Raw genomic sequence first — 23,023 nt, 5'->3', positions numbered from 1 at the left:
GGCCGAAACCCCGTGGTGACGTGCTGTTATGGGTCGCATACCCTTGGGTGGGGGTAATTGCACGTGCAACAGGTGGGGGCCCGGTGCTGCGTATCCACATGTCCGGAGTGGACCTGTCCAAGGTTCGGATGGCCACTCGGCCGGACGCGCTGTGGGAAACCATTTTGAGTTTCCACCGGCTGCGGGACCGGCGCGGTTCGACGGTGTTCGGGGAATGGCGTAAAGAAACCCGGCCACGGTTGAACAATGAAGTACGCCTGTTGGCCGCCGTGATTCCACCGCGTGGCTATTTCCCGGACTTCCTGACACCTTCTCAGGAAAGCGGCGATCCGTACACCATCGACACCGGAATAGAGGCGCTGCGCGACACCCCGCCCGGCCGGATACGCGACGAACTGGCCCTGCTGGATGCCGGACGTCGCATGCCGGGCCGGGTCCCGGACGAGCGGGTCGAGCCGCTCGGCCGACTCGCCGACGCCCTGCGCGCCTATCACCGCGCCGCGATCGAACCCTACTGGCCGCACATCCGGTCCAGCGTCGAGGCCGACCGCGCCGTTCGTGGCCGCGCCCTCCTGGACGGCGGGACCGAGGAGTTGCTCGCCTCCCTCCCGCCCATGATCCGCTGGCGCCCGCCCGTGCTGGAGGCCGACTATCCCTTCGACCGCGAGATCCGTCTGAACGACAGGGGACTGCTGCTCCAGCCGTCCTATTTCTGCCGGGTCACCCCGGTCGTCCACCGGGACCAGCGACTCCCGCCCGTCCTCGTCTACCCGGTCACGCACTCCCGCGCCCCGGTCTTCGCCGAACCGGGCCCCTGGCTCGGCCGGCTCCTCGGGAACACCCGCTCGACCGTGCTGCGGGCCATCGGCAACGGCTGCACGACCAGCGAACTCGCCCTCCGTGCGGGCATATCGCTCGCCTCCGCGAGCCAGCACGCCTGTGTGCTGCGCGAGGCCGGTCTGATCCACACACTGCGGCACGGCAGCTCGGTCCTGCACACGCTGACCCCACTGGGCGGATCGCTGCTCCGGGGCGGCGCGCCGCTCGCCATGTCCTGACCGCCGCCTCGCCCGCCTGCTCGGCCACCGGCCTGCCCGGCCGCGCCAGGGCTCCCGCCGCGCCATGGCTCCGACGGCGACTCGCCGAGCCTCGCGGGGAACCGTTCATCGGGCCTCGCGACGGGGATAGAACTTTTTTCGCGGTCACCGATGAGTTCCGCGCGGTCGCGCGGTCTACCTGTCGTAAAGCGTTCGAACATCAGATGGAGCGGAACGAACATGTCTCAGATGATCTTCGTGAACCTGCCGGTCAAGAACCTCGAAGCGGCCAAGGCGTTCTTCGGCAAGCTCGGCTACTCCTGCAACCCGCAGTTCAGCGACGAGAACGCCGCCTGCCTCGTCATCAGCGACACCATTTTCGCCATGCTCCTCACGGAGTCCCGGTTCAAGGACTTCACCAAGAAGGAGATCGCGGACACCTCCAGGACCACCGAGGTGATCCTCGCGCTGAGCGCGGAGAGCCGCGAGAAGGTCGACGAGATGGCCGACACCGCCCTCGCCTCCGGTGGATCGCCCGCCGGCGAGACGATGGACTTCGGCCACATGTACGGCCGTTCCTTCCAGGACCCGGACGGTCACATCTGGGAGGTCATCTGGATGGACCCGGCCGCCGTCGCGGAGCAGCAGGGCTGAGCCCCGGCCACCCGCCGGGAAGCCGGGGCCGGATACCGGATACCGGGGAGTCCGCGGGGAGGCCCCGGGCCGGGGAGCCCCGGTCCGGGGCCCGGGGGCGGGGAAGCTCAGATTCTGCTCAGCTTTTCCGCGAACCGGCCCGAGCGGTTGGACGGGCGTGTGATCGCGTCCTTAGTGTCGTGGCCATGTCCGACATAGCACTCACCGCACTGGTCGTCCTCTGTCTCGCCGCAGCCGCTGCGGGCTGGATCGACGCGGTGGTCGGCGGCGGCGGACTGCTCCTGCTGCCCGCCCTGTTGCTGGGGCTCCCGCAGGTCCCCGCCGCGCAGATCCTCGGCACCAACAAGGCGGTCGCGATCGTCGGTACGACGGGTGCCGCCGTGACCTACCTGCGCAAGGCGCCGGTCAGGCTCTGGACGGCCCTGCGGATCGGGCTCGCGGCCCTGGCCGGATCGATGGCCGGCGCGTTCTTCGCCGCGGGCATCAGCAGCGATGTGCTGCGCCCCGTGATCATGGTGGTGCTGCTGGCGGTCGCGGCGTTCGTGATGCTGCGGCCCTCGTTCGGAAGGGCGGCGGAGGACGGCGGCGCGCGGCCGGAGGCCACCCGCGCCCGTATGGTCGCCGCGATCCTGCTGGTCGGCGGCGGCATCGGCTTCTACGACGGACTGTTCGGCCCCGGCACCGGAACGTTTCTGGTGCTGGCCCTGACCGCGGTGCTCCACCTCGACCTGGTGACGGCGTCCGCCAACGCCAAGATCGTCAATGTCTGCACCAACGGCGGGGCGCTGGCGATGTTCGCGTACCAGGGCAACGTCATGTGGCAACTGGGTGCGCTGATGGCGGTGTTCAACCTGGTGGGCGGCCTCGTCGGCGCGCGGATGGCGCTCAGCAGAGGCAGCGGCTTCGTCCGCGGAGTGCTGCTGGTCGTCGTGTTCTCGCTGGTCGCGAAGCTGGCGTTCGACCAGTGGGTGGCGTGAGCGCTCGATCGTGGGCGGTCGTTCGCGGGCGGCCGGGCGTGAACGACCGTCGGCGGGCGGCCTTTCGTGAGAGTGCTCTCAGCGCACTTCGGTGAGGTGCGCGTACGCCACCACGTTGCCCTGATAGCCGGTCTTCTTCGAGAACCCGCCGCCGCAGGTGATCAGCCGGAGCGAGGCGTAGGGCGAGTCGCCGTACACCCTTTCGTCGGGAAAGTCGTCACTGCCGTAGACCTCGATCGCGTCGAGCGAGAAGACGGCGGTGCGGCCGTCCCGGCGGACCACCTCAACCGTGCTTCCCCTCTGCAGGGCGCCCAGGTCGTAGAAGACCGAGCGTCCCTGCGCGTTGTCGACGTGACCGGCGACGATCGCGCTGCCCTTGGAACCCGGGGGAGTGCCGGCCCGGTACCAGCCCACGACGTTGCGGTCCTCGGCCGGTGGTACGTCGAGACTTCCGTCGGCGCCGAGCCCGAGCCGCATCATCGGGGCGTCGACGCGGATGCTCGGGATCCGGATGCGGACGGGGGCCGAGGGCTTCAACGGTTCGGCGACGGGTGATCCGGGCAGCGGCGCCGGGGCACCGGCGAATGCCTGCGCGGTGGTCGGCTGGGGTGGCATCAGCTGTGCGTCGGCGCCATGGCGGATCAGCCAGACACCTGCCAGCGCGGCGATGGCCAGCAGCCAGCCCTTGCCCTTCTGGGACACGGTCGTCCTCCGGGTGACGGAACGAAGACGGGTACGGGGGAGGGGCGCCGGTACGGATACGGGTACCGGCACGTAGCCGGGGCCGGCACGGATGCGACTCCGGCATGAACAAGGGCTCCGGTACGGGCGGGGCCCGTACGGATCCCGGCCCGGATACCGGTTCCGGCACGTCCAGGGGACGGGCGCGGAAACAGGTACGGTCCCGTCCCGGTGGCGCGCGACCACCGGGACGGGAACCAGGCGGGTACGGAGACGTGAATCCGTCTCCGTCAGCCGGCTCCCTGCGTGCCGCTCGCCCGACGACGCAGGAGCCAGGCTCCGCCGGCGGCGGCTCCGGCGAGTACGCCGGCTCCCGCCGCGATCTGGGTGGTGTCGGAACGGACACTGCCGCCGACACCAGTTCTGACGCCCCCGCGCGGAGCGTCGGACCCCGACGAGTCGCCGCGTCCGGACCCGTTGTCGCGCCCTGAGGAATCGTCGCGACCGGACGACGAGCCGTCGCGTCCGGACGAGTCCTCGCGGCGGGACGAGCCGCCGCCCTCGGAAGAGTTCCGGTCGCCGCCCTCGTTCGAGCCCTCGTTCTTCCTGGCGGTCCCGAGCCCGGAGACGGCGTTGAGCCCGCCGACGGAGTCGAGCAGCGAGGGGACGTTGACACCCCCGAAGGGGGTGTCGCGTCCGGTCCCCGTCGATCCGTCCCCGCCGCCCTGTTCCCGGGGGACACCGCCTTCCAGGAGGACGCCGCCCTTTTGAGGCGTGCCGCCTTCCAGGAGGACGCCGTGTTCTTGGGGGATCCCGCGTTCCAGGAGGACCCCGCGCTCCCGCAGGGCACCGTCGACGGGCGCCGTGGCGGCCGAGCCGGTTCGTGCCGTAGCGGTGGCACCCGCGTACGCGGGCTGCCCTGTGGCGAAGAGGGCGAGCGCGGCTATGGGAATGGTGACGGTGGCGGCAGCGGTCACTGGGCGAGCAGGACGCATGTGGGTTCCTCCGGCGATGTGCGCGAGCGGCCGTCCCGCGAACGGCCGAACAGCCGGGCGGCTGAGCAGCTGTTTCGCGAGCGGCTGTGTTCCGACTCCGAGCTAACGGGGGGAGCGGCTCCCATGCCTGCTGACACCAAGTCAGCTTCCACCCGAACGGCACGGCGTGGCCCCCTTGCCAAACCACATCCGCGCAGGTCGCGGGGGTGATCGGGCAGGATGGCAGCGGTTTCGCGGAAATCGGTGCCGAATGGGTGACGCCGCCGTCGAGGAAGTGGCGCACATCACACGCATGACCTCGTGGGTGCCGGGCACACGTCAGTCACCCCCCACGGGACGGCGCATACGACCGCCCCCCGCCCCGCCGGTCCGCCGGGCTCGTCCCTCCGGGCAGGCGGGGCGGTTCCGTGTCCGCGCCGAGCCGGTGAACGGGGCCGGGGCCCCGCGTCAGGCCCTCGCCTCGGCCCGGACCCCCCGCCAGACCCCCGGCCCGGGATCGGGCCGACGCAGGGGCCGGGCCCGTACCCGTCCGGTCTCGGACGTCTCGGGTCTCAGACCTCTCGGATCTCAGACGCCTCGGAATCTCGGACGTCTCGGACGCTGTCCCAGGGCACGGCGTCGTACACCCGCCCGATCCGTTCCATCAGGTCCTCGTCCACCGTGAACGCGACGTCGTCGATGCGCCGGACCGGTGCGATGCCCTGCGAGTTGGTGAGGAACGCGGACCGGAACGCGCCCAGCCCGTCCAGCGTCACCGGACGTCGTACGGACTCCAGCCCCGCGCCGGGCAGGTCCCGTTCCAGCAGGGCCATGGTGATGCCGAGCAGGGCGGGGGCGTCGGGCCAGACGACCGAAGTCCCGTCCCAGAAGCCGATGTTGTGTATCGCCGCCTCCGTCACCGTGCCGTCCGGGGTGGTCAGCAGCGCCTCGTCGCAACCGGAGCGTGCGGCGAGCCTCGCGTAGTACGTCTGGCCGAACTCGCCGGGCCGCTTGATGTGCGGCACGGTCCGGGCGTACGGAACGGACATCAGTCGGTGCGGTTCCGTCGGCTTCCGGGCCGGTCCGCGCACCGTGACCATGACGGTCGTCTCCTCGCCCCCCGTCGGCAGGAAGCCCTGCACCCGGACGGACGCGTCCCGTACCCCGGCGCCGTCCAGCGCGTGCCGGATCAGCCCGCGGACCCGGTCCCCGTCCAGCGGGCGCTCGAACAGCTCCCGGTTTGCGGAGTCCAGCCGGGCCAGGTGCAGCGCGAGACCGCGGACCTTCCCGTCCCTGACCTGCATGGCCGTGAAGTGCCCGTAGTCGAGGAAAGCCGGAATCCGCAGATCCGCCTCGGTCGCCGGATGCCCGTCGAACTCGGCGTAGGGGAAGGGAGCGGGAGTCGTCATGCGTTCACCGTATGCCGAGGGGGGCGACGAAGAGCCGCCGGGAAGTCGCCGAACGACCACCGAAAGGTCGCCGAACGACCGCCGAAAGGTCGCCGGAAGACCGCTGAAAAGCGTCGGGAATCCGTCGAAGAAGAACCACTGCCGAGCCGCCGAGGACCGACGAGGGCGCGCGGCTTGACCTCAACCTTGGTTGATCTACGAGCCTCGTCGCATGGATCTCACCACCGCACCCTCGTCCACGGCGTCCGCGACCACCGCCACCGAGCCGCTCAAGGCCGCCGTCCTCCTCGCCAGCAACCGGGAGGGGCGGTTCGCCCCCGTCGTCGCCGACTGGTTCCTCTCACGCGCCGCCGGGCATCCGGACATCGGGACGGACCTGATCGACGTCGCGGAACTCGATCTCCCCGTCGCCCTCTCGTACCGGCCCGACGTCGATGCGCAGGCCCGTCTGGCGGCCGTTTCCGCCAGGCTCGCGGCGGCCGACGCCTTCGTCGTCATCACCCCCGAGTACAACCACTCGTACCCGGCTCCGCTGAAGAACCTCATCGACTGGTACCGCGACGAGTGGCAGGCCAAGCCCGTCGGATTCGTCTCGTACGGCGGGGTGTCCGGCGGGCTGCGGGCCGTCGAGCACCTGCGGCAGGTCTTCGCGGAACTGCACGCCGTCGGCATCCGCGAAACGGTGTCGTTGGCCTTTGCGGGCGCCCAGTTCGACGACGAGGGCAGGCACCGGGACCCCGCCGGGGTCGACGCCGCGGCCACGGCGCTGCTCGACCAGCTGGTCTGGTGGGGGCGCGCCCTGCGCGACGCCAGGGCCGTTCGCCCGTACGGGACCTGACGTCCTACCAGTCGTCCGCCGCCAGCGCCCGCGCGACCCCGGGCTCCTGCGGGCCCAGGAAGCGCGGGTGCGGCTTGAAGGCGGCTTCCAGCGCCGCCTTCCCCGCCGCGAACACCTCTCGTGCCCCGCCGTAGTACCAGGTCGCGTCGTGCACGGCGTCGACGCCGACCCCGTACGCGTCGATGCCGGCGCTCCGGCACAGCGTGATCGCCCGGCGGATGTGGAACCCCTGGGTCACCAGCACCGCACGGTCGACCCCGAAGATCTTCTTGGCCCGTACGCAGGAGTCCCAGGTGTCGAAACCGGCGAAGTCGCTCACGATCCGTCCGTCCGGCACCCCGTGCGCGCGGAGGTACGTGCGCATGGCGTCCGGCTCGTCGTACTCCTCGCGGCTGTTGTCGCCGGTCACGAGCACGACCTTCACCTTTCCGGCCCGGTACAGCTCGATGGCGGCGTCCAGCCGGTGCGCCAGGTACGGCGTCGGTCTGCCCTCCCACAGCCCGGCCCCGAAGACCACGGCGACCTGCCGCGCGGGCACGTCCGCGGTGGTCCTCACCCGGTCGTCGGCGGCGGTGTGCATCCAGGTCGCGGGGGCCAGCGCGGCCACGCACGTGAGCATCACCGCCTGGACGAGGCGCCGCTGCCCCCGCCGGGTGCGCGGCCACGGCCGGCCGAACCGGACGGGCCGCACGCGCCCGAGCCACCGCGCCGGCCGTCCCGGTCGTCGTTCCCCCATCGGTGTCTCCTCAAGTCCGTGCCCCGTCGCTGATGTCTCGCATGATCGGACGAGAGACGAGGAGGAACGGTTCAGCACTGCCCGGTTCAGCCGCCTTCGTCACTGTTTCCGAACGTGTCGGCCCGGCCGTCTACTGTCGGACACATGGACGGCATGGACGGCATGGACCGTACGGAGAGCACGCCCGGCACGGACGGCCCGGACCGTGAAGACGGCCCGGACCGTGAAGACGGCCCGGACCGTACGGACGCGGACCATACGGATGCCTCGGACCGTGCGGACGCCGAGAACCGTACGGAGCGCGAGGCCGACGCGGACTGCCCCGACTGCCCGGAAAGCGCGTGGGAGACCCCGGGCACCGGCACGGGCGCACACGGCCGGGGCCCGACCCCGTACCGCGCGGCCGACGCCGAGCGCTGGGACGCCGAGCCGGACAAACGCCCCGGCCGCACCGCCTTCCAGCGCGACCGCGCCCGGGTGCTGCACTCCGCCGCGCTGCGCAGGCTCGCCGGGAAGACCCAGGTCGTCACCCCAGGCACCCGCAGCCGGGCCTGGGACGCCAGCCCCCGGACCCGGCTCACGCACTCCCTGGAATGCGCCCAGGTCGGCCGCGAGCTCGGGGCGGCCCTCGGCTGCGACCCCGATCTGGTCGAGACGGCCTGCCTCGCCCATGACCTCGGCCACCCGCCGTTCGGCCACAACGGCGAGCAGGCGCTCAACGACTTCGCCTCGGACTGCGGCGGCTTCGAGGGCAACGCCCAGTCGCTGCGCCTGCTCACCAGGCTGGAACCGAAGCGGTTCGTGCCCGACACCCGGACCGGGGCGCTGGTCAGCGTCGGACTCAATCTGACCCGTGCCTCCCTGGACGCCGCCACCAAGTACCCGTGGCCGCGCGGCGGCCGGCCCGGCGACCCCGACACGCCGAAGTTCGGGGTGTACGCGGACGACCTGCCGGTGTTCGAGTGGGTGCGCCGCGACGCCCCGGCGAACCGCACCTGCTTCGAGGCCCAGGTCATGGACTGGTCCGACGACGTCGCGTACTCGGTGCACGACTTCGAGGACGGGCTGCACGCCGGGCACATCGACCCCAACTGCCTGTACGCCGAGCCCGAGCGCGACGAGATCTGGGCGGTCGCCATCGGCCGCTACGTCCCGGCGGACACCCCTCCGGACGAACTGGCCGAGGCCCTGGACCGGCTCATCGCCCAGGACTGGTGGCCGCACGGCTACGACGGGTCCGCCGTCGCCCAGGCCCGGCTGAAGGACGCGACGAGCCAGCTGATCGGCCGGTTCTGCCTGGCCGCCGAGAGCGCCACCCGGCGGGCGTACGGCACCGGCCGGCTCGGCCGGTACGCGGCCGCGCTCGTCGTCCCCCGCGAGGCGCGCAACGAGTGCGCCGTGCTCAAGGCGGTCGCGGACCGTTACGTCATGCAGCGCGCCGAGCAGGAGGCGATCCGCGCCGACCAGCGCATCGTCATCGCCGAACTGGCCGCCGCGCTCACCGCGCGCGCCCCCGAGGGGCTGGAGCCGCAGTTCCGGGCCCTGTTCGACGCCGCCCCCGACGACCGGGCCCGCAAGCGGGTCCTCGTCGACCAGATCGCCGCCCTGACCGACGCCTCGGCGCGCTCCCTGCACGCGGCGCTCACCGCACCGGGCCGCTGACCGGCCCCGCCCGTGTACCCCGCCCGCGCGCCCCGTCCGTATGCACCCTGGTCCGACACGGGCATTACCTGATCGGGGTACACCCCCTTTCGCCATCACGCCGCGTGCGGGACGCTCGCAGTCGGGCCCCGCGCAGCGAGCATCGAGGAGGCAACAAGTGGTCGACGCACATCAGACCTTCGTCATCGTCGGCGGGGGACTGGCAGGAGCGAAGGCGGCCGAGACGCTCCGGGCGGAGGGTTTCAGCGGCCGGGTGATCCTTCTCGGCGACGAACGCGACCATCCCTACGAACGGCCTCCGCTGTCCAAGGGCTATCTGACCGGCAAGGAGGAGCGGGACAGCGTCTTCGTCCATGAGACCGCCTGGTACGCGGGTGCCGAGATCGAACTCCACCTGGGCCAGCCCGTCACCGCCCTCGACCGGGTGGACCGCTCCGTACGGCTCGGCGACGGCACCGTCGTGCACTACGACAGGCTGCTGCTCGCCACCGGGGCCGAGCCGCGCCGCCTGCCCGTCCCGGGCACGGACCTGGCCGGCGTCCACCACCTGCGCCGCCTCGCCCACGCCGACCGGCTGCGCAAGGTGCTGAGCTCCCTCGGCCGCGACAACGGCCATCTGGTGATCGCCGGGGCCGGCTGGATCGGTCTGGAGGTCGCGGCGGCGGCACGCGGATACGGGGCCGAGGTCACCATCATCGAGCCGGAACCGACGCCGTTGCACCATGTGGTCGGCCCCGAGCTCGGGCAGATCTTCACCCAGCTGCACCAGGACCACGGGGTGCGTTTCCACTTCGGCGTCCGTCTCACCGAGATCGTCGGTCAGGACGGCGTCGTCCTCGCCGTGCGCACCGACGACGGCGAGGAGCACCCCGCCCACGACGTGCTCGCCGCGATCGGCGCCGCCCCGCGCACCGCCCTCGCCGAGACCGCCGGGCTCGCCATGGCCGCGCGCAAGGACGGCGGCGGCATCGCCGTCGACGCCTCCCTGCGCACCAGCGATCCGCACATCTTCGCGGCGGGGGACGTGGCCAACGTGGCCCATCCGCTGCTCGGCGCCCGGCTGCGCGTGGAGCACTGGGCGAACGCGCTGAACAGCGGCCCGGCCGCGGCCCGGGCCATGCTCGGCCAGGACGTGAGCTACGACCGGGTGCCGTACTTCTTCTCCGACCAGTACGACCTCGGCCTCGAATACTCGGGGTGGGCGCCGCCGGGCAGCTACGACCAGGTGGTCATCCGGGGCGACGCGGGCAAGCGCGAGTTCATCTCCTTCTGGTTGAAGGACCAGCGGGTGCTGGCCGGGATGAACGTCAACGTGTGGGACGTCACCGAGAGCGTGCAGGAGCTGGTCCGGTCCGGCCGGCAGATCGACCCGGACGCACTGGCCGATCCGTCGGTGCCGCTGACCTCGCTGAGCTGAGGAGCGGACCGTTCCCGAGCCGGGGCGAGCGCCTTCTCGGGCCGAGGCGCGGACCTCTCCGGGCCGGGACGGCCGGGGTGCCCGGCCGGGGCACGAGCGGGGCACGGCCCGGGTACCCGGGATCACAGTGGCGGGTCGACAGGGGTGTCGTACCCCGCCCGTAGAATTCACCCGTGGCAGGCAGGATCAATGACGAGGACGTGAAGGCGGTACGGGACGCGGTCCCGATCGACGCCGTCGTTTCCGAGTATCTCCAGCTGCGCAACGCGGGCGGCGGCAACCTCAAGGGTCTCTGCCCGTTCCACGACGAGAAGTCCCCCTCCTTCCAGGTCAGCCCGAGCAAGGGCCTGTTCCACTGCTTCGGCTGCCAGGAGGGCGGCGACACGATCGCCTTCGTGATGAAGATCGACCATCTCTCGTTCTCCGAGACGGTCGAACGGCTCGCCGCCAAGGCGGGCATCACCCTGCGGTACGAGGAGGGCGGGTACAACCCCTCCCACCAGCGCGGTGAGCGCATCCGGCTGGTCGAGGCGCACAAGGTGGCCGCCGACTTCTACCGCGAGCAGCTGAACGGTCCCGAGGCCGAGATCGGCCGCAAGTTCCTCGCCGAGCGCGGCTTCGACCAGGAAGCCGCCGTCCACTTCGGCATCGGTTACAGCCCCGCGGGCTGGGACCACCTCACCCGCTATCTGCGCGGCAAGGGCTTCAGCGACAGGGAGCTGATCGCCTCCGGCCTCTCCCAGGACGGCAGGCGCGGCCCCATCGACCGCTTCCGCGGCCGTCTCATGTGGCCGATCAGCGATACCTCCGGCGACGTCGTCGGCTTCGGCGCCCGCAAGCTCCGCGACGACGACAACGGACCGAAGTACCTCAACACCCCCGAGACCGCGATCTACAAGAAGTCCCAGGTGCTCTACGGCATCGACCTGGCGAAGAAGGAGATCGCGAAGAGCAGCCGCGCCGTCGTCGTCGAGGGCTACACCGACGTCATGGCCTGCCATCTCGCCGGGGTCACCACCGCCATCGCCACCTGCGGCACGGCCTTCGGCGGGGACCACATCAAGATCCTGCGCCGCCTGCTGATGGACAACGGCAGCGCCCGGGTGATCTTCACCTTCGACGGCGACGCCGCCGGGCAGAAGGCCGCGCTGCGCGCCTTCGAGGACGACCAGAAGTTCGCCGCCGAGACGTACATCGCGATCGCGCCGGACAACATGGACCCCTGCGATCTGCGCCTGGCCAAGGGCGACGAGGCCGTCCGCGACCTGGTCGACCCGCGCACCCCGCTCTTCGAGTTCGCGCTGCGCCAGATCGTGGGGCGGTACGACCTGGAGACCCCGGCGGGGCGCGGCGCCGCGCTCGACGAGGCGGCCCCCGTCGTCGCCCGGATCAAGAACAGCTCCTCGCAGCACGAGGTCGCCGTCCAACTGGCCGGGATGCTCGGCATCCTGGACACCCAGTTCGTGGTCAAGCGGGTCGCCCAGCTCGCCCGCTGGGCCCGCGAGCGGGGCGACCGGCGCGGTCCCGCCCCGGCCTCCTCCCGCGGCGGCCCCGGTGCTCCCGGCGGCTCCCGGCACGAGCAGGTCCGGGCACCCGCCGCCCCCGCGGGTCCCGCCCTCCACCTGCGCAGCCCCGCCCACCGCACCGAACGCGAACTGCTGAAGCTCGCCCTCCAGAAGCCCGCCCTGGTCTCACCGGCCTTCGACGCCTACGGGGTCGACGAGTTCACCGCCCCGCCGTACGCCGCGGTCCGGCAGTGCGTCGCGGACGCGGGCGGTGCCGAGACGGGCCTCCCGGAGCCTCGCGACTACCTGGCCCGGGTGCTGGACGCGGCCCCCGACGACACGGTGCGCAACCTCGTGACCGAGCTGGCGGTGGAGGTCTTCCACGGCAAGACCATCGACGAGACCTACGCCGGGGTGCAGCTCGTCCAGGTCCGGCTGCGCGCCGTCGACCGCCGGATCGGCGAGGTCCAGGGAAGCCTGGCCCGCCTCGGCAGCCACGTGCCCCCGGAGCAGCTGGCGGCGGCGCAGAACGAGGTCTGGGTCCTCCAGCAGTACGCCGAGTCCCTGCGCAACCACGGCGCCGACGCGCTCTGACCCGGGCCGGCCGCCCCTGCGGCGGCGCCGGGGCGCGCGCGGTTCACGCGGGCGCGCATCCGCCCGGGCCCGTCCGTCCGCGTAGCCGGCCGGTCACGGAACGGACTCAGAAAGTCCTCGCACGCCCCTCGTGACAGTGATGTGTCTTCCCCCACACTGGGAGCGGTTCCTGAGTCATCGGAGCGCGGCCGGTCCACCCTGTGGTGGTTCCGTCCCTGCGGTCCGGCAGCGATCACCTGGAGGTCGCCCCCGTGCAGACCCGGACCGTGACCCAACCCGAGCCCGTCTCGGCCATCCCCGCGCAGAACCGGGCCGTACGCCACCCCGAGGGCGCGGTGGAGCCGCAGATTCCGCCCGAGGCGCCCGGCTCGCGCGAACCCCCCGGCACGGCCGGGCCACCCGAGGGGCCCGAGGCGGCCGGCCCGTCCGAGGGGTCAGTGGAGGAGCTGTCGCGGGCGGTTCCCGAGGCCCCGGGGCCGCGCGGCCGCCCGGAGGCCGGCGGGCCGTCCGCCGACCTCTTCCGCCAGTACCTGAGGGAGATCGGCCGCATCCCGCTGCTCACCGCCGCCGACGAGGTGGAGCTGGCCCGCCGGATCGAGGCCGGGCTCTTCGCGGAGGAACGGCTTGCGAGCACCCCGGACCCGGACACCCGGCTGGCCGTCGACCTCGACCGGCTGGTGGTCATGGGACGGGTGGCGAAGCGCCGCCTCATCGAGGCCAACCTCCGCCTCGTCGTCTCCGTCGCCAAGCGCTACATCGGTCGCGGGCTGACCATGCTCGACCTGGTCCAGGAGGGGAACCTCGGACTGATCAGGGCGGTCGAGAAGTTCGACTACACCCGCGGCTACAAGTTCTCCACGTACGCCACCTGGTGGATCCGCCAGGCCATGTCCCGCGCCCTCGCCGACCAGGCGCGGACCATCCGGGTCCCGGTCCACGTCGTCGAACTGATCAACCGGGTCGTACGCGTCCAGCGGCGGATGCTCCAGGAGCACGGCCAGGAGCCGACGCCCGAGGAGGTCGCCGACCAGCTCGACCTCACCCCGGAACGGGTCGGCGAGATCCTGCGGCTGGCCCAGGAACCCGTCTCGCTGCACGCCCCCGTCGGCGAGGAGGAGGACCTCGCCCTCGGCGATCTGATCGAGGACGGGGACGCCGCGTCCCCCGTCGAGTCCGCCGCCTTCCTGCTGCTGCGCGAGCACCTGGAGGCGGTGCTGTCCACGCTCGGGGAGCGCGAGCGGAAAGTGGTCCAGCTGCGCTACGGGCTGGTCGACGGGCGGCCCCGCACGCTCGAGGAGATCGGCCGGATCTTCGGTGTGACGCGCGAACGCATCCGGCAGATCGAGTCCAAGACCCTCGGCAAACTGCGCGACCACACCTTCGCCGACCAGCTCCGCGGCTATCTCGACTGACCGACGGCACCGACGGCACCGGCGAGGAACGGCGGAGCCGGTCGGTCCCCCCGTGGACCGACCGGCTCCATCACACGCCCTGGTCGCAATACCGGTGACCTTGGCGCCCGACAGAGCCTCTGTGCACGACGTTTTCGCGCGTCAGAGCCGTCAATGGCGCACTAAGTCACCGGTATTGGCCCTAGTCGACCTCGGCCACCGCCTGCGCGAACTGCGCCGAGTACAGCCGGGCGTACGCCCCACCGGCGGCCAACAGCTCCTCGTGCGTGCCCTGTTCGACGATCGAGCCGTTCTCCATCACCAGGATGACGTCGGCGTCCCGGATGGTGGAGAGCCGGTGCGCGATCACGAAGCTGGTGCGCCCGTGCGCCAGGCGCGCCATCGCCTTCTGGATCAGCACCTCGGTACGGGTGTCGACGGAGCTCGTCGCCTCGTCGAGCACCAGGATCACCGGGTCGGACAGGAACGCCCGCGCGATGGTGATCAGCTGCTTCTCGCCCGCGCTGACGCCGGAGCCCTCGTCGTCGATCACCGTGTCGTAACCGTCCGGCAGGGTACGGATGAAGCGGTCGGCGTGGGCCGCCCGGGCCGCCTCCTCGATCTCCTCCCGGGTGACCTCGCGCGAAGCGCCGTACGCGATGTTGTCCGCGATCGTGCCGCCGAACAGCCAGGTGTCCTGGAGGACCATGCCGATGCCCGCGCGCAGCTCGTCGCGCGACATCTTCACCACGTCCACGCCGTCGAGGGTGATTCGTCCGCCGGTCACCTCGTAGAACCGCATCAGCAGATTGACGAGGGTGGTCTTGCCGGCGCCGGTGGGGCCGACGATGGCGACCGTGTGCCCCGGCTCGACGGTCAGCGACAGGTCCTCGATGAGCGGCTTGTCCGGGTCGTAGCGGAACGACACCTTCTCCAGCGCGACGCTGCCGCGCAGCTCCTTCGGCCGCTCGGCCTCGCCGGGCGCCGGATCCGCGCCCTGCTCCTCGGCGTCCAGCAGCTCGAAGATCCGCTCGGCCGACGCGACGCCCGACTGCACCAGGTTCGCCATCGAGGCGACCTGGGTCAGCGGCATCGAGAACTGCCGCGAGTACTGGATGAACGCCTGCACGTCACCGATCGACAGCGAACCCGAGGCGACCCGCAGACCGCCGACGACGGCGATCAGCACATAGTTCAGGTTCGACACGAACATCATCAGCGGCTGCATGATCCCGCTGTTGAACTGCGCCTTGAACCCCGCCTCGTACAGGGCCTCGTTCTGCTCGGCGAAGTCCTTCGCGGACTCCTCCTGCCGCCCGAAGACCTTCACCAGGGTGTGCCCGGTGTACATCTCCTCGATGTGGGCGTTGAGCTTGCCGGTCACCTTCCACTGCTGGACGAACTGCGGTTGCGAGCGCTTGCCGACCTTCGTCGCCACGACCACCGAGAGCGGCACCGTCACCAGCGCGACCAGTGCCAGCAGCGGCGAGATCCAGAACATCATGATCAGCACGCCGACGATGGTGAGCAGGGAGTTGACGAGCTGTCCCAGCGTCTGCTGCATCGTCTGCGAGATGTTGTCGATGTCGTTCGTCGCCCGGCTGAGCACCTCGCCGCGCTTGGCCTGGTCGAAGTACGACAACGGCAGCCGGGACAGCTTCGCCTGGATGTCCTCGCGCAGCCGGAACACGACCCGGTTGATGATCCGGATCGACAGCCGGGACGACACGAGCATCAGCAGTCCGGCCGCGACATAGACCGTCAGCGCGAGCAGCAGTACGTCGCCGACGGCGCCGAAGTCGATGCCGTGACCGGGGACGAAGTCCACCCCGGACAGCATGTCGGCCAGCCCGCTGTCGGACTTGTGCAGGTTCTCGACGACCTGCTCCTTCGTGGCGCCCTCGGGCATCCGCCGGCCGACGACCCCGGCGAACACCAGGTCCGTCGCGCGGCCGAGGATCTTCGGTCCCACCACCGACAGGCCGACGCTCAGCGCTCCGGCCGCCAGCATCGCGTACAGCGAGGACTTCTCCGTCCCGAAGCGCTTCAGCAGCCGCTTCGACGACCCCTTGAAGTCCATGGACCGGTCGGTCGGCGCGCCGCCCGCCATCATCCGTCCGCCAGGCCCGGCCATTACGCGGCCTCCGCTTCCGTCAGCTGGGAGAGCACGATCTCCCGGTACGTCTCATTGCCGTCCATCAGTTCGTGGTGGGTGCCGCGGCCCACGACCCGGCCCTCGTCGAGCACCAGGATCCGGTCCGCGTCGCGGATGGTGGACACCCGCTGCGCCACGATCACCACGGTCGCCCCGGCCGTCTCCCGCGTCAGCGCCGCGCGCAGGGCGGCGTCGGTGGCGTAGTCGAGAGCGGAGAACGAGTCGTCGAACAGGTAGATCTCCGGCTGTCGCACCAGCGTCCTGGCGATCGCCAGCCGCTGCCGCTGCCCGCCCGAGACATTGGTGCCGCCCTGCGCGATCGGGGCCTCCAGGCCGTGCTCCAGCGCCTCGACGAACTCCTTGGCCTGCGCGACCTCCAGCGCGTGCCACAGCTCCTCGTCCGTCGCGTCCGGGTTCCCGTACCTCAGGTTGCTCGCGACCGTTCCGGAGAACAGGTACGGCTTCTGCGGGACGAGACTCACTGTCCTCGCCAGCAGCTCCGGGGCCAGCGTCCGCACGTCCGTGCCGTCGACCAGCACCTGGCCGTCCGTCACGTCGAACAGGCGCGGTACGAGTCCGAGCAGCGTCGACTTCCCGCTGCCCGTCGACCCGATGATCGCGGTGGTCTCGCCGGGGCGGGCCACCAGGTCCACCGACCGCAGCACCGGTTCCTCGGCGCCCGGGTAGCGGAAGTCCGCGCCCCGGATCTCCAGGTGGCCGTGGGCACGCAGCTCCCGGACCGGGGCGACGGGCGGGACCACGCTGGACTCGGTCTCCAGGACCTCCTGGATGCGCTCGGCGCACACCTCGGCGCGCGGCACCATCATGAACATGAAGGTGGCCATCATCACCGACATGACGATCTGCATGAGGTAGGCGAGGAACGCGGTCAGCGCGCCGATCTCCATGCCTCCGCTGTCGATGCGGTGGGCACCGAACCAGACCACGGCGATCGACGACACGTTCACCACCGTCATCACGGTCGGGAACATCAGCGCCATCAGCCGCCCGGTGGACAGCGAGACGTCGGTCAGCTCGTCGTTGGCGACGCCGAAGCGTTTCGTCTCGTAGCCGTCGCGGACGAACGCGCGGATGACCCGGTTGCCGGTGATCTGCTCCCGCAGCACCCGGTTCACGGTGTCGACCCGCTCCTGCATGGTGCGGAACAGCGGGCGCATCCGCTTCACGATCAGGCCCACCGCGATGCCCAGGACCGGCACCACCGCGAGCAGCACCGACGACAGCGGGACGTCCTGGCCGAGCGCCAGGACGATGCCGCCGACGCACATGATCGGCGCCGACACCATCAGCGTGAACGTCATCAGCACCAGCATCTGGATCTGCTGGACGTCATTGGTCGTGCGCGTGATCAGCGAGGGCGCGCCGAACCGCCCGACCTCCCGCGCGGAGAACGACTGGACCCGGTCGAAGACCGCCGCCCGGACGTCGCGGCCGAGCGCGGACGCGGTGCGGGAACCGTGGTGGACGGCACCGATGTTGCAGGCGACCTGGGCGATGCTGACGGCGATCATGATGCCGCCGAACTCCAGGATGTAGCCCGTGTCCCCCTTCACGACACCGTTGTCGATGATGTCGGCGTTCAGGGTCGGCAGATAGAGGGTGGCGCAGGTCTGCAGGAACTGGAGCAGGACCAGCAGCAGGATGGGTTTCTTGTACGGACCGAGATGGGCCCGCAGGAGTTTTATGAGCACGCGTGTCTCTCGGAGTCGGCGGAGGTCGGGAGGCGACCCATTTTCCGGTACCCCGTGCGAGGGTCGCGAACGTTTTTACTCAAGACCGGGTAAAAAAACAGACCGAGTACATGTGGTGGAGGGTTGCCTCCGTCGCATGCACCCGGCCGCGCCGTCCGTGCCCCGACCGCGCGCCGTCGTGCGCCGCGCGGACCGGATCAGAGCGCCGGGGTGAACGCCCCCGGGTGGATCTGGTCCCGCGTCGCCACGTACTGCTGGCGGATCGCCTGACCGACCGCCAGCTCCTCGCCGGGCTCCAGCACCTGCGCCGCCGCGCCCTGCCAGGCCGGGGGAGTGTGCGGATCGGCCGTCCCCTGCGAGACGCCCAGCGCCCAGGCCGCCTGCCGGGCCGCGCCCAGGGCCGCGTACTCGGCCGGCTGCGGGACGACCACCTGCGTGCCGAACAGCGCGGGCGCGATCGCCTGCACGGCCGGCAGCTCGGCCGCCGCGCCCAGCAGGAACACCCGCCGCACCTCGACGCCCCGGCCGCGCAGCACGTCGAGCGCGTCGGCCAGCGAGCACAGCATCCCCTCGAACGCGGCCCGCGCCAGGTGCTCCGGCTTCATCGACTCGCGCCGCAGCCCGCACAGCGTCCCCGCCGTGTGCGGCAGGTGCGGGGTGCGCTCGCCCTCCAGGTACGGCAGGAGCACCAGCCCGGAGGCGCCCGGCGTCGACTTCAGCGCCAGCGCGGACAGCTCCTCCAGGTTCTCCGCGGCCAGCATCTCGGCGGTCCCGCGCAAGGCCCGTACCGCGTTCGACGTGTACACCACCGGCAGATGCATGCCGGTCGCGTCCGCGAGCGACGTGATCGTCCCGCTCGGGTCGGACAGCGCCTCGTGGTGCACCGCCATCACCGAACCCGAGGCGCCCAGCGACACCACCGCGTCACCGGCCCCGAGCCCGAGCCCGAACGCCGCCGCCATCGTCTCGCCCGTCCCCGCGGAGATCAGCAGCCCCTCGGGCGTCGCCCCGGCCGTGTCGCAGGGGCCGAGCACCTCGGGCAGCGCCACCGGATGCCCCAGCGCGAGCTCCACCAGATCGGGCCGGTACGCACCGGTGCCCGCCGACCAGTAGCCGGTGCCGGACGCGGCGCCCCGGTCGGTGGTCCGCCGGGCCGGCCGGCCCAGCAGCTGCCACACCAGCCAGTCGTGCGGCTGGAGCACCTCGGCCACCCGCTGGGCCGCCTCCGGCTCGTTGCGGGCCAGCCAGCGCAGCTTCGCCACCGGCTGCGCGGCCTGCGGGACCGACCCGACCGCCTCGGCCCATGCCTGGCGCCCGCCCAGCCCGTCGATCAGGTCGGCCGCGGCGGCCTGCGCCCGCTTGTCGTTGCCGAGCAGCGCCGGGCGTACGACGCCGCCCTGGTGGTCCAGCGGCACCAGGGCGTGCTGCTGCGCGGAGACGCCGATGGCCTGTACGCCTTCGAGCAGGCCCCCGCCGGCCGCCTCGCCCAGCGAGAGCAGCCATGCCTGCGGGTCGACCTCGGTGGCCTTCGGTTCGACGGGGTGAGCGGCGTAACCCCGGCGCAGCACGGCGCCCGTGTCCGTGTCGCAGACGACGATGTGAGTGAAGGCGGAAGAGCTGTCCAAGCCGGCGACTATCCCCATGCCCAAGATTCTGCCGCACCGCCGGAGCGTTTCCGTACCGTACGGAGCGGCGGCACACGGGCGGCCCGGCCACGCGGAGCGGGCCGGGCGTACGGGATGCCGGGCAGGCGCGCGAGGGTTGCCGGGCGGGCCCGGCCGCGCGCCGCCGACGGCGGTCACGTGCTGACCCGCCCGATCACGTGTCGACGGGCCCGATCACGCGTTGAAGGGCCCGATCACGTGTTGGAGGTGCCCCAGTCGTCCTCGCCGTTCCGTTCCCCGTTCCGGTCCCGCAGCGAGCGCACCCGGGCGGTCACCGAAGCGGGCACCTTCTCGCCGACCTTGTCGCTCACCGAGTGGTAGGCCCGGCCCGCCAGATCGCGGCCGGTCTGCGCCGCGGACTCGGCGGTATTGCGCACGGCGGGGTTCTGGGCGAACTGGCGTGCGGACTTCTTCATCTGCTCGTAACGCTCGCGCCCGGCCCGTGTCCCGATCACGTATCCGATGGCGAGTCCGGCGATGAACGTGAGCCGGTACCGCATGGCTGCCACCTTCCTGGCTCAGCGCGCCGCTCGGCGCGACGTGTGCTGCCCGCCTACCCGTAGGCACCCGAGATCACCCCGGGCGATACCGATTGGCAAAGCACCCCCCTGCTTGCGCTAATGTATGTGTCGCAGCGAGCACGCGCCGCCCGGCAGCAGCCAGGTGGGCAGGGCCCGGTGCAGACGCAGCAATCCCCTGTAGCTCAATTGGCAGAGCAGCCGGCTGTTAACCGGCAGGTTACTGGTTCGAGTCCAGTCGGGGGAGCGCGATCCCCTGTAGCTCAATTGGCAGAGCATTCGGCTGTTAACCGGAGGGTTACTGGTTCGAGTCCAGTCGGGGGAGCAGATCGGAGGAGGACCCTGAGGGGTCCTTTTTCGTGTTTCCTTGGTCGCGTCACGCGACCGCACGTCCCGGACCGCGCGCCCGTCCGCGCCGGTGGCTGCTCGTGCGCGTGGGCGGCCCGTCCGTGTCGACGGCCGTTCGTGTCGGCGGTCGCCCGAGTCCGGGCGTGTCGCTGGTTCCGGTGATGCGGCTGGGACGTACGTGACTCTTTCGCGTGTACTTCGTCCCATCCGGAACCGGGCGGGGAGGCGGGGGAGTCTTCCTGGTCACGCGAAGCCGACCATCCGGAGCGAGAGATCGTATGACCGGCTATGCTGCGGCAGACGGCGCGCACACTTGTACGCGCCACGCCGAAGAGGGGCGGTAGCTCAGCCGGTTAGAGCAGCGGACTCATAATCCGTCGGCCGTGGGTTCGAGTCCCACCCGCCCCACAGGTGTCTGGAGAAACCTTCCACTCCTGAACTGGCGAAACGTGGAGGCCCCCGTTGATGCGGGGGCCTTTTCGTGTTCCTCGGCCCGAGTGCTCGCCCCATGCTCGCCCGACGCGCCGGCCTCGCCGGTGGGGCACGCGGGCGGCTCACTCGCACAGGCGCGCGTATTGGGCCGTCCGGATGCGCGGCGGTCGGAGGTCGAGGGCGGATCCATCCCCGCGGGCGAGAGCGCGTCGGCCGCCGGTGGTGTCGTGGGCGCCGGAACCTCTCGTTCGGTCAGGTCGGTTCGCGCTGCTGGCTGTTGCCCCGGCGGGCGCGCGGCGTGCACGGTCGGTCGAGGGCGTGACTCTCGATGTCTGGGGGCGTGGGCGAGCCGTCGGTGCCGCCACGCCCCGTCCGGCGCCTTCGGCATCCGCCCGTACCTGCCGCAGTGCCGAGTACGACCGAACGACCGCTACGAGAGAGTCGAGGTGTTCCATGTCCGACCGCAAACCTTCGCACCCCGCCGACGGCGGTGCGGCCCGCAGCAGGACCGGTTGTGCGCTCATGGCGGGCCTGCTGTCCGCGATGATGCTCGGCGGCACCATCCCCATCCCGCTCTACGTGCTCTACCGGGCGCGGATGGGCTTCGGGCACCTGACCGTCACCGTCGTCTTCGCCCTCTACGTGATCGGGACCCTGTTCGCCCTGCTGTTCTTCGGCGGGCTCAGCGATCACATCGGTCGCAAGCGGGTGCTGGTGCGGGGCGATCGCGCTGGCCGCCGCGAGCACCGGTGTCTTCCTCGTCGCCGCCGACGTGCCGACGCTCGTGGTGGCCCGGGTGCTCAGTGGCTTCGCGGCCGGTCTCGCCACGGGCACCGCCACCGCGGCCATCGCCGAACTGCACCCGCGCGGCGACCACCGTGCCGCGGCCGTCGTCGCGTCCGGCGTCAACATGATCGGCCTGGGCCTCGGGCCGCTGCTCGCGGGCGTGCTGGCCCAGTACGCCCCGGCGCCCCTCACACCGTCTTCTGGGTCTACCTGGGCATCACCGCCGCCGCCCTGGTCGGCCTGTCCCCGATCCCTGAGACGGCGGCGCGGCGCGACGGGGGGTGAGCCTGCGTCCGAACGTGAGCGTCCCCGCCTCCGTGCGGCGCGTCCTGGCGGGTGCGGCCCTGGCGATCTTCGCGGCGTTCAGCCCGCTGGGCCTGTTCAGCAGCCTGGTCCCGAGCTTCCTGCGCGGCACCCTCGGCATCCACGACCTCGCGGTCATCGGGGCCGTGTCGTTCCTGATCTTCGTCACCGGTGCCACCAGCCAGGCGGCCTTCTCCCGCCTGGCGGGCCGGGTCTCGGTCGGCTCGGGGCTCGTGCTGCCGAGGGCATCGGAGTGGCCGTCATCGCCGTCGGGAGCTTCGCCGCGCTGGTGCCGTACCTGGTGGGCACCGTCAGAAGGAGGAACTCCCTCGACGACTACCGGCTCGTACGGCAGCGGCTGGGCCGCACGATCCTGCTCGGCCTGGAGTTCCTCGTCGCCGGGGACATCATCCGGTCGGTCGCCGTGTCGCCCACGTTCGCGGGCGTCGGCGTCCTGGCGCTCATCGTGCTCATCAGAACGTTCCTGAGCACGGCACTCATCGTCGAGATCGAGGGTCGCTGGCCGTGGCGGTCCCACGACCGGGGGGCCGTCGCCGGTGGGAAACCGGGGCGGGAGCCGGCCACCCCCTCCGGTCCTCCGCACGAGCGGCCGGACCAGCGGTGAACGCCCCCGTCGTACGGCCGGACCGCCGTGTCGGCGCGACGCCCGGCCGGGCTCATTCGGAATTCCGTGGACGATTCCGCGAGTGCCGGGGCGGGAATTTCCTTTCCGCCGGGAATTCTCCGCCCGGCATTCGAGAGGAGGGGAGTCGGTGCGGCGCACGTGGCGGAGACGCGACGCGCACCGATGCCCTTCCAAAGGACTGTCCCGTAATCCCTGGTGGATCGGCGCACGGCGTCGGATGTGCATCGCGAGGCGGAGGGACGTCCGCATCCTGGACGTATGCGGACGTCCCGACAACGCGGCGAGGTGCCGTAGCTGTCGTCGTGGGCCCGCCAGGGGTCACGGGACAGAACACCTAGGGCGCCGTCCCTCGCTCGGCGCGGCTCGGACCAGGCAGTTGAGACGTGGTCACATCATGGATGTCTTTGTTGATTCCCCGACAAGGGTGCGCGGTCGAACATTTGATTCGAGCGGCTGATCGATTCTTCGTGCGACTCTTCGCGCCCTGTGCCGCGATATTCCGGCCCTACGCGAATATGCGCTTAAGATGATCGCGCGATCACGGCTCCGTCACGCCCGCGCAGCCCGCCTTTCCGCGTGAAAGC

The 23,023-nt window shown here is 71.4% G+C and carries 17 protein-coding genes, 3 tRNA genes and 1 pseudogene; 13 read left to right on the top strand and 8 right to left on the bottom strand.

Annotated elements, in window-relative coordinates; all coding sequences use genetic code 11:
- The first annotated feature begins 83 nt into the window (after positions 1-83).
- The 3 genes from AB0E67_RS09205 to AB0E67_RS09195 all read left to right on the top strand — a co-directional run bounded on the left by AB0E67_RS09205 (position 84) and on the right by AB0E67_RS09195 (position 2,668).
- On the top strand, positions 84-1,058 hold the full coding sequence (locus AB0E67_RS09205) for a helix-turn-helix domain-containing protein (protein WP_362022996.1): 975 nt from the start codon (positions 84-86) through the stop codon (positions 1,056-1,058).
- 219 nt (positions 1,059-1,277) lie between these two features.
- The gene (locus AB0E67_RS09200; protein WP_362022993.1) at positions 1,278-1,691 is read left to right on the top strand and encodes a VOC family protein; all 414 of its coding nucleotides are present in this window, start codon (positions 1,278-1,280) and stop codon (positions 1,689-1,691) included.
- A 185-nt stretch (positions 1,692-1,876) separates the two neighbouring features.
- Entirely contained in the window at positions 1,877-2,668 is a 792-nt protein-coding gene (locus AB0E67_RS09195; RefSeq protein ID WP_362022991.1) for a TSUP family transporter, read from the top strand.
- Between the two features lie 78 nt (positions 2,669-2,746).
- On the opposite strand, the gene AB0E67_RS09190 is transcribed toward AB0E67_RS09195, so the two are convergent.
- The 3 genes from AB0E67_RS09190 to AB0E67_RS09180 form a co-directional block, all read right to left on the bottom strand.
- Positions 2,747-3,370, bottom strand: coding sequence for a class F sortase (locus AB0E67_RS09190; RefSeq protein WP_362022988.1), 624 nt, complete (start codon positions 3,368-3,370; stop codon positions 2,747-2,749).
- A gap of 269 nt (positions 3,371-3,639) precedes the next feature.
- Positions 3,640-4,344: a hypothetical protein gene (locus AB0E67_RS09185; RefSeq protein WP_362022985.1), complete on the bottom strand. Its 705-nt coding sequence runs from the start codon at positions 4,342-4,344 to the stop codon at positions 3,640-3,642.
- 551 nt (positions 4,345-4,895) lie between these two features.
- Positions 4,896-5,732: an aminotransferase class IV family protein gene (locus tag AB0E67_RS09180; RefSeq protein ID WP_362022982.1), complete on the bottom strand. Its 837-nt coding sequence runs from the start codon at positions 5,730-5,732 to the stop codon at positions 4,896-4,898.
- A 211-nt stretch (positions 5,733-5,943) separates the two neighbouring features.
- Between AB0E67_RS09180 and AB0E67_RS09175 the strand changes: the two genes are divergently transcribed.
- Entirely contained in the window at positions 5,944-6,570 is a 627-nt protein-coding gene (locus tag AB0E67_RS09175) for an NAD(P)H-dependent oxidoreductase (protein WP_362022979.1), read from the top strand.
- Positions 6,571-6,574: 4 nt separating this feature from the next.
- On the opposite strand, the gene AB0E67_RS09170 is transcribed toward AB0E67_RS09175, so the two are convergent.
- Complete coding sequence (locus tag AB0E67_RS09170) at positions 6,575-7,306, bottom strand: ElyC/SanA/YdcF family protein (protein WP_362022976.1); 732 nt, start codon at positions 7,304-7,306, stop codon at positions 6,575-6,577.
- Positions 7,307-7,450: 144 nt separating this feature from the next.
- Here AB0E67_RS09170 and AB0E67_RS09165 point away from each other — a divergent pair, with 144 nt between their 5' ends.
- From AB0E67_RS09165 to AB0E67_RS09150, 4 genes are all read left to right on the top strand, one after another.
- The gene (locus tag AB0E67_RS09165) at positions 7,451-8,968 is read left to right on the top strand and encodes a deoxyguanosinetriphosphate triphosphohydrolase (protein WP_362022973.1); all 1,518 of its coding nucleotides are present in this window, start codon (positions 7,451-7,453) and stop codon (positions 8,966-8,968) included.
- A 157-nt stretch (positions 8,969-9,125) separates the two neighbouring features.
- Positions 9,126-10,385 carry an FAD-dependent oxidoreductase gene (locus tag AB0E67_RS09160; protein WP_362022970.1) on the top strand — a complete coding sequence of 420 codons (1,260 nt, stop codon included), beginning with the start codon at positions 9,126-9,128 and terminating at the stop codon, positions 10,383-10,385.
- 173 nt (positions 10,386-10,558) lie between these two features.
- Positions 10,559-12,484: a DNA primase gene (gene dnaG / locus AB0E67_RS09155; protein ID WP_362022967.1), complete on the top strand. Its 1,926-nt coding sequence runs from the start codon at positions 10,559-10,561 to the stop codon at positions 12,482-12,484.
- Positions 12,485-12,735: 251 nt separating this feature from the next.
- The gene (locus AB0E67_RS09150; RefSeq protein WP_362023596.1) at positions 12,736-13,896 is read left to right on the top strand and encodes a sigma-70 family RNA polymerase sigma factor; all 1,161 of its coding nucleotides are present in this window, start codon (positions 12,736-12,738) and stop codon (positions 13,894-13,896) included.
- Positions 13,897-14,077: 181 nt separating this feature from the next.
- Here the strand turns inward: AB0E67_RS09150 and AB0E67_RS09145 are convergent, their stop codons facing one another.
- The 4 genes from AB0E67_RS09145 to AB0E67_RS09130 all read right to left on the bottom strand — a co-directional run bounded on the left by AB0E67_RS09145 (position 14,078) and on the right by AB0E67_RS09130 (position 19,906).
- Positions 14,078-16,009: an ABC transporter ATP-binding protein gene (locus AB0E67_RS09145; protein ID WP_362022964.1), complete on the bottom strand. Its 1,932-nt coding sequence runs from the start codon at positions 16,007-16,009 to the stop codon at positions 14,078-14,080.
- The gene (locus AB0E67_RS09140; RefSeq protein ID WP_362022961.1) at positions 16,009-17,742 is read right to left on the bottom strand and encodes an ABC transporter ATP-binding protein; all 1,734 of its coding nucleotides are present in this window, start codon (positions 17,740-17,742) and stop codon (positions 16,009-16,011) included. The genes AB0E67_RS09145 and AB0E67_RS09140 overlap by 1 nt, the downstream gene beginning before the upstream one ends.
- Before the next feature lie 197 nt (positions 17,743-17,939).
- Entirely contained in the window at positions 17,940-19,385 is a 1,446-nt protein-coding gene (locus AB0E67_RS09135) for an FGGY family carbohydrate kinase (protein WP_362022958.1), read from the bottom strand.
- A gap of 215 nt (positions 19,386-19,600) precedes the next feature.
- On the bottom strand, positions 19,601-19,906 hold the full coding sequence (locus tag AB0E67_RS09130) for a YtxH domain-containing protein (RefSeq protein ID WP_360107357.1): 306 nt from the start codon (positions 19,904-19,906) through the stop codon (positions 19,601-19,603).
- Between the two features lie 192 nt (positions 19,907-20,098).
- On the opposite strand from AB0E67_RS09130, the gene AB0E67_RS09125 reads away from it, so the two are divergent.
- From AB0E67_RS09125 to AB0E67_RS09105, 5 genes and pseudogenes are all read left to right on the top strand, one after another.
- Positions 20,099-20,171: transfer RNA gene (locus AB0E67_RS09125), tRNA-Asn, on the top strand.
- Between the two features lie 5 nt (positions 20,172-20,176).
- A tRNA-Asn gene (locus tag AB0E67_RS09120) sits at positions 20,177-20,249 on the top strand.
- A 357-nt stretch (positions 20,250-20,606) separates the two neighbouring features.
- Positions 20,607-20,680: transfer RNA gene (locus tag AB0E67_RS09115), tRNA-Ile, on the top strand.
- Positions 20,681-21,392: 712 nt separating this feature from the next.
- Positions 21,393-21,656, top strand: a pseudogene (locus AB0E67_RS09110) (MFS transporter); the annotation flags it as partial.
- Between the two features lie 390 nt (positions 21,657-22,046).
- Entirely contained in the window at positions 22,047-22,418 is a 372-nt protein-coding gene (locus AB0E67_RS09105) for a DUF1622 domain-containing protein (RefSeq protein WP_362022955.1), read from the top strand.
- Positions 22,419-23,023 lie beyond the last annotated feature (605 nt).

It is taken from the genome of Streptomyces sp. NPDC032161, from assembly GCF_040636995.1.
In the GTDB taxonomy this organism is placed as follows: domain Bacteria; phylum Actinomycetota; class Actinomycetes; order Streptomycetales; family Streptomycetaceae; genus Streptomyces.
The sequence above is the reverse complement of the archived record's forward strand: the minus strand, read 5'-3'. Positions and strand labels throughout refer to the sequence as shown.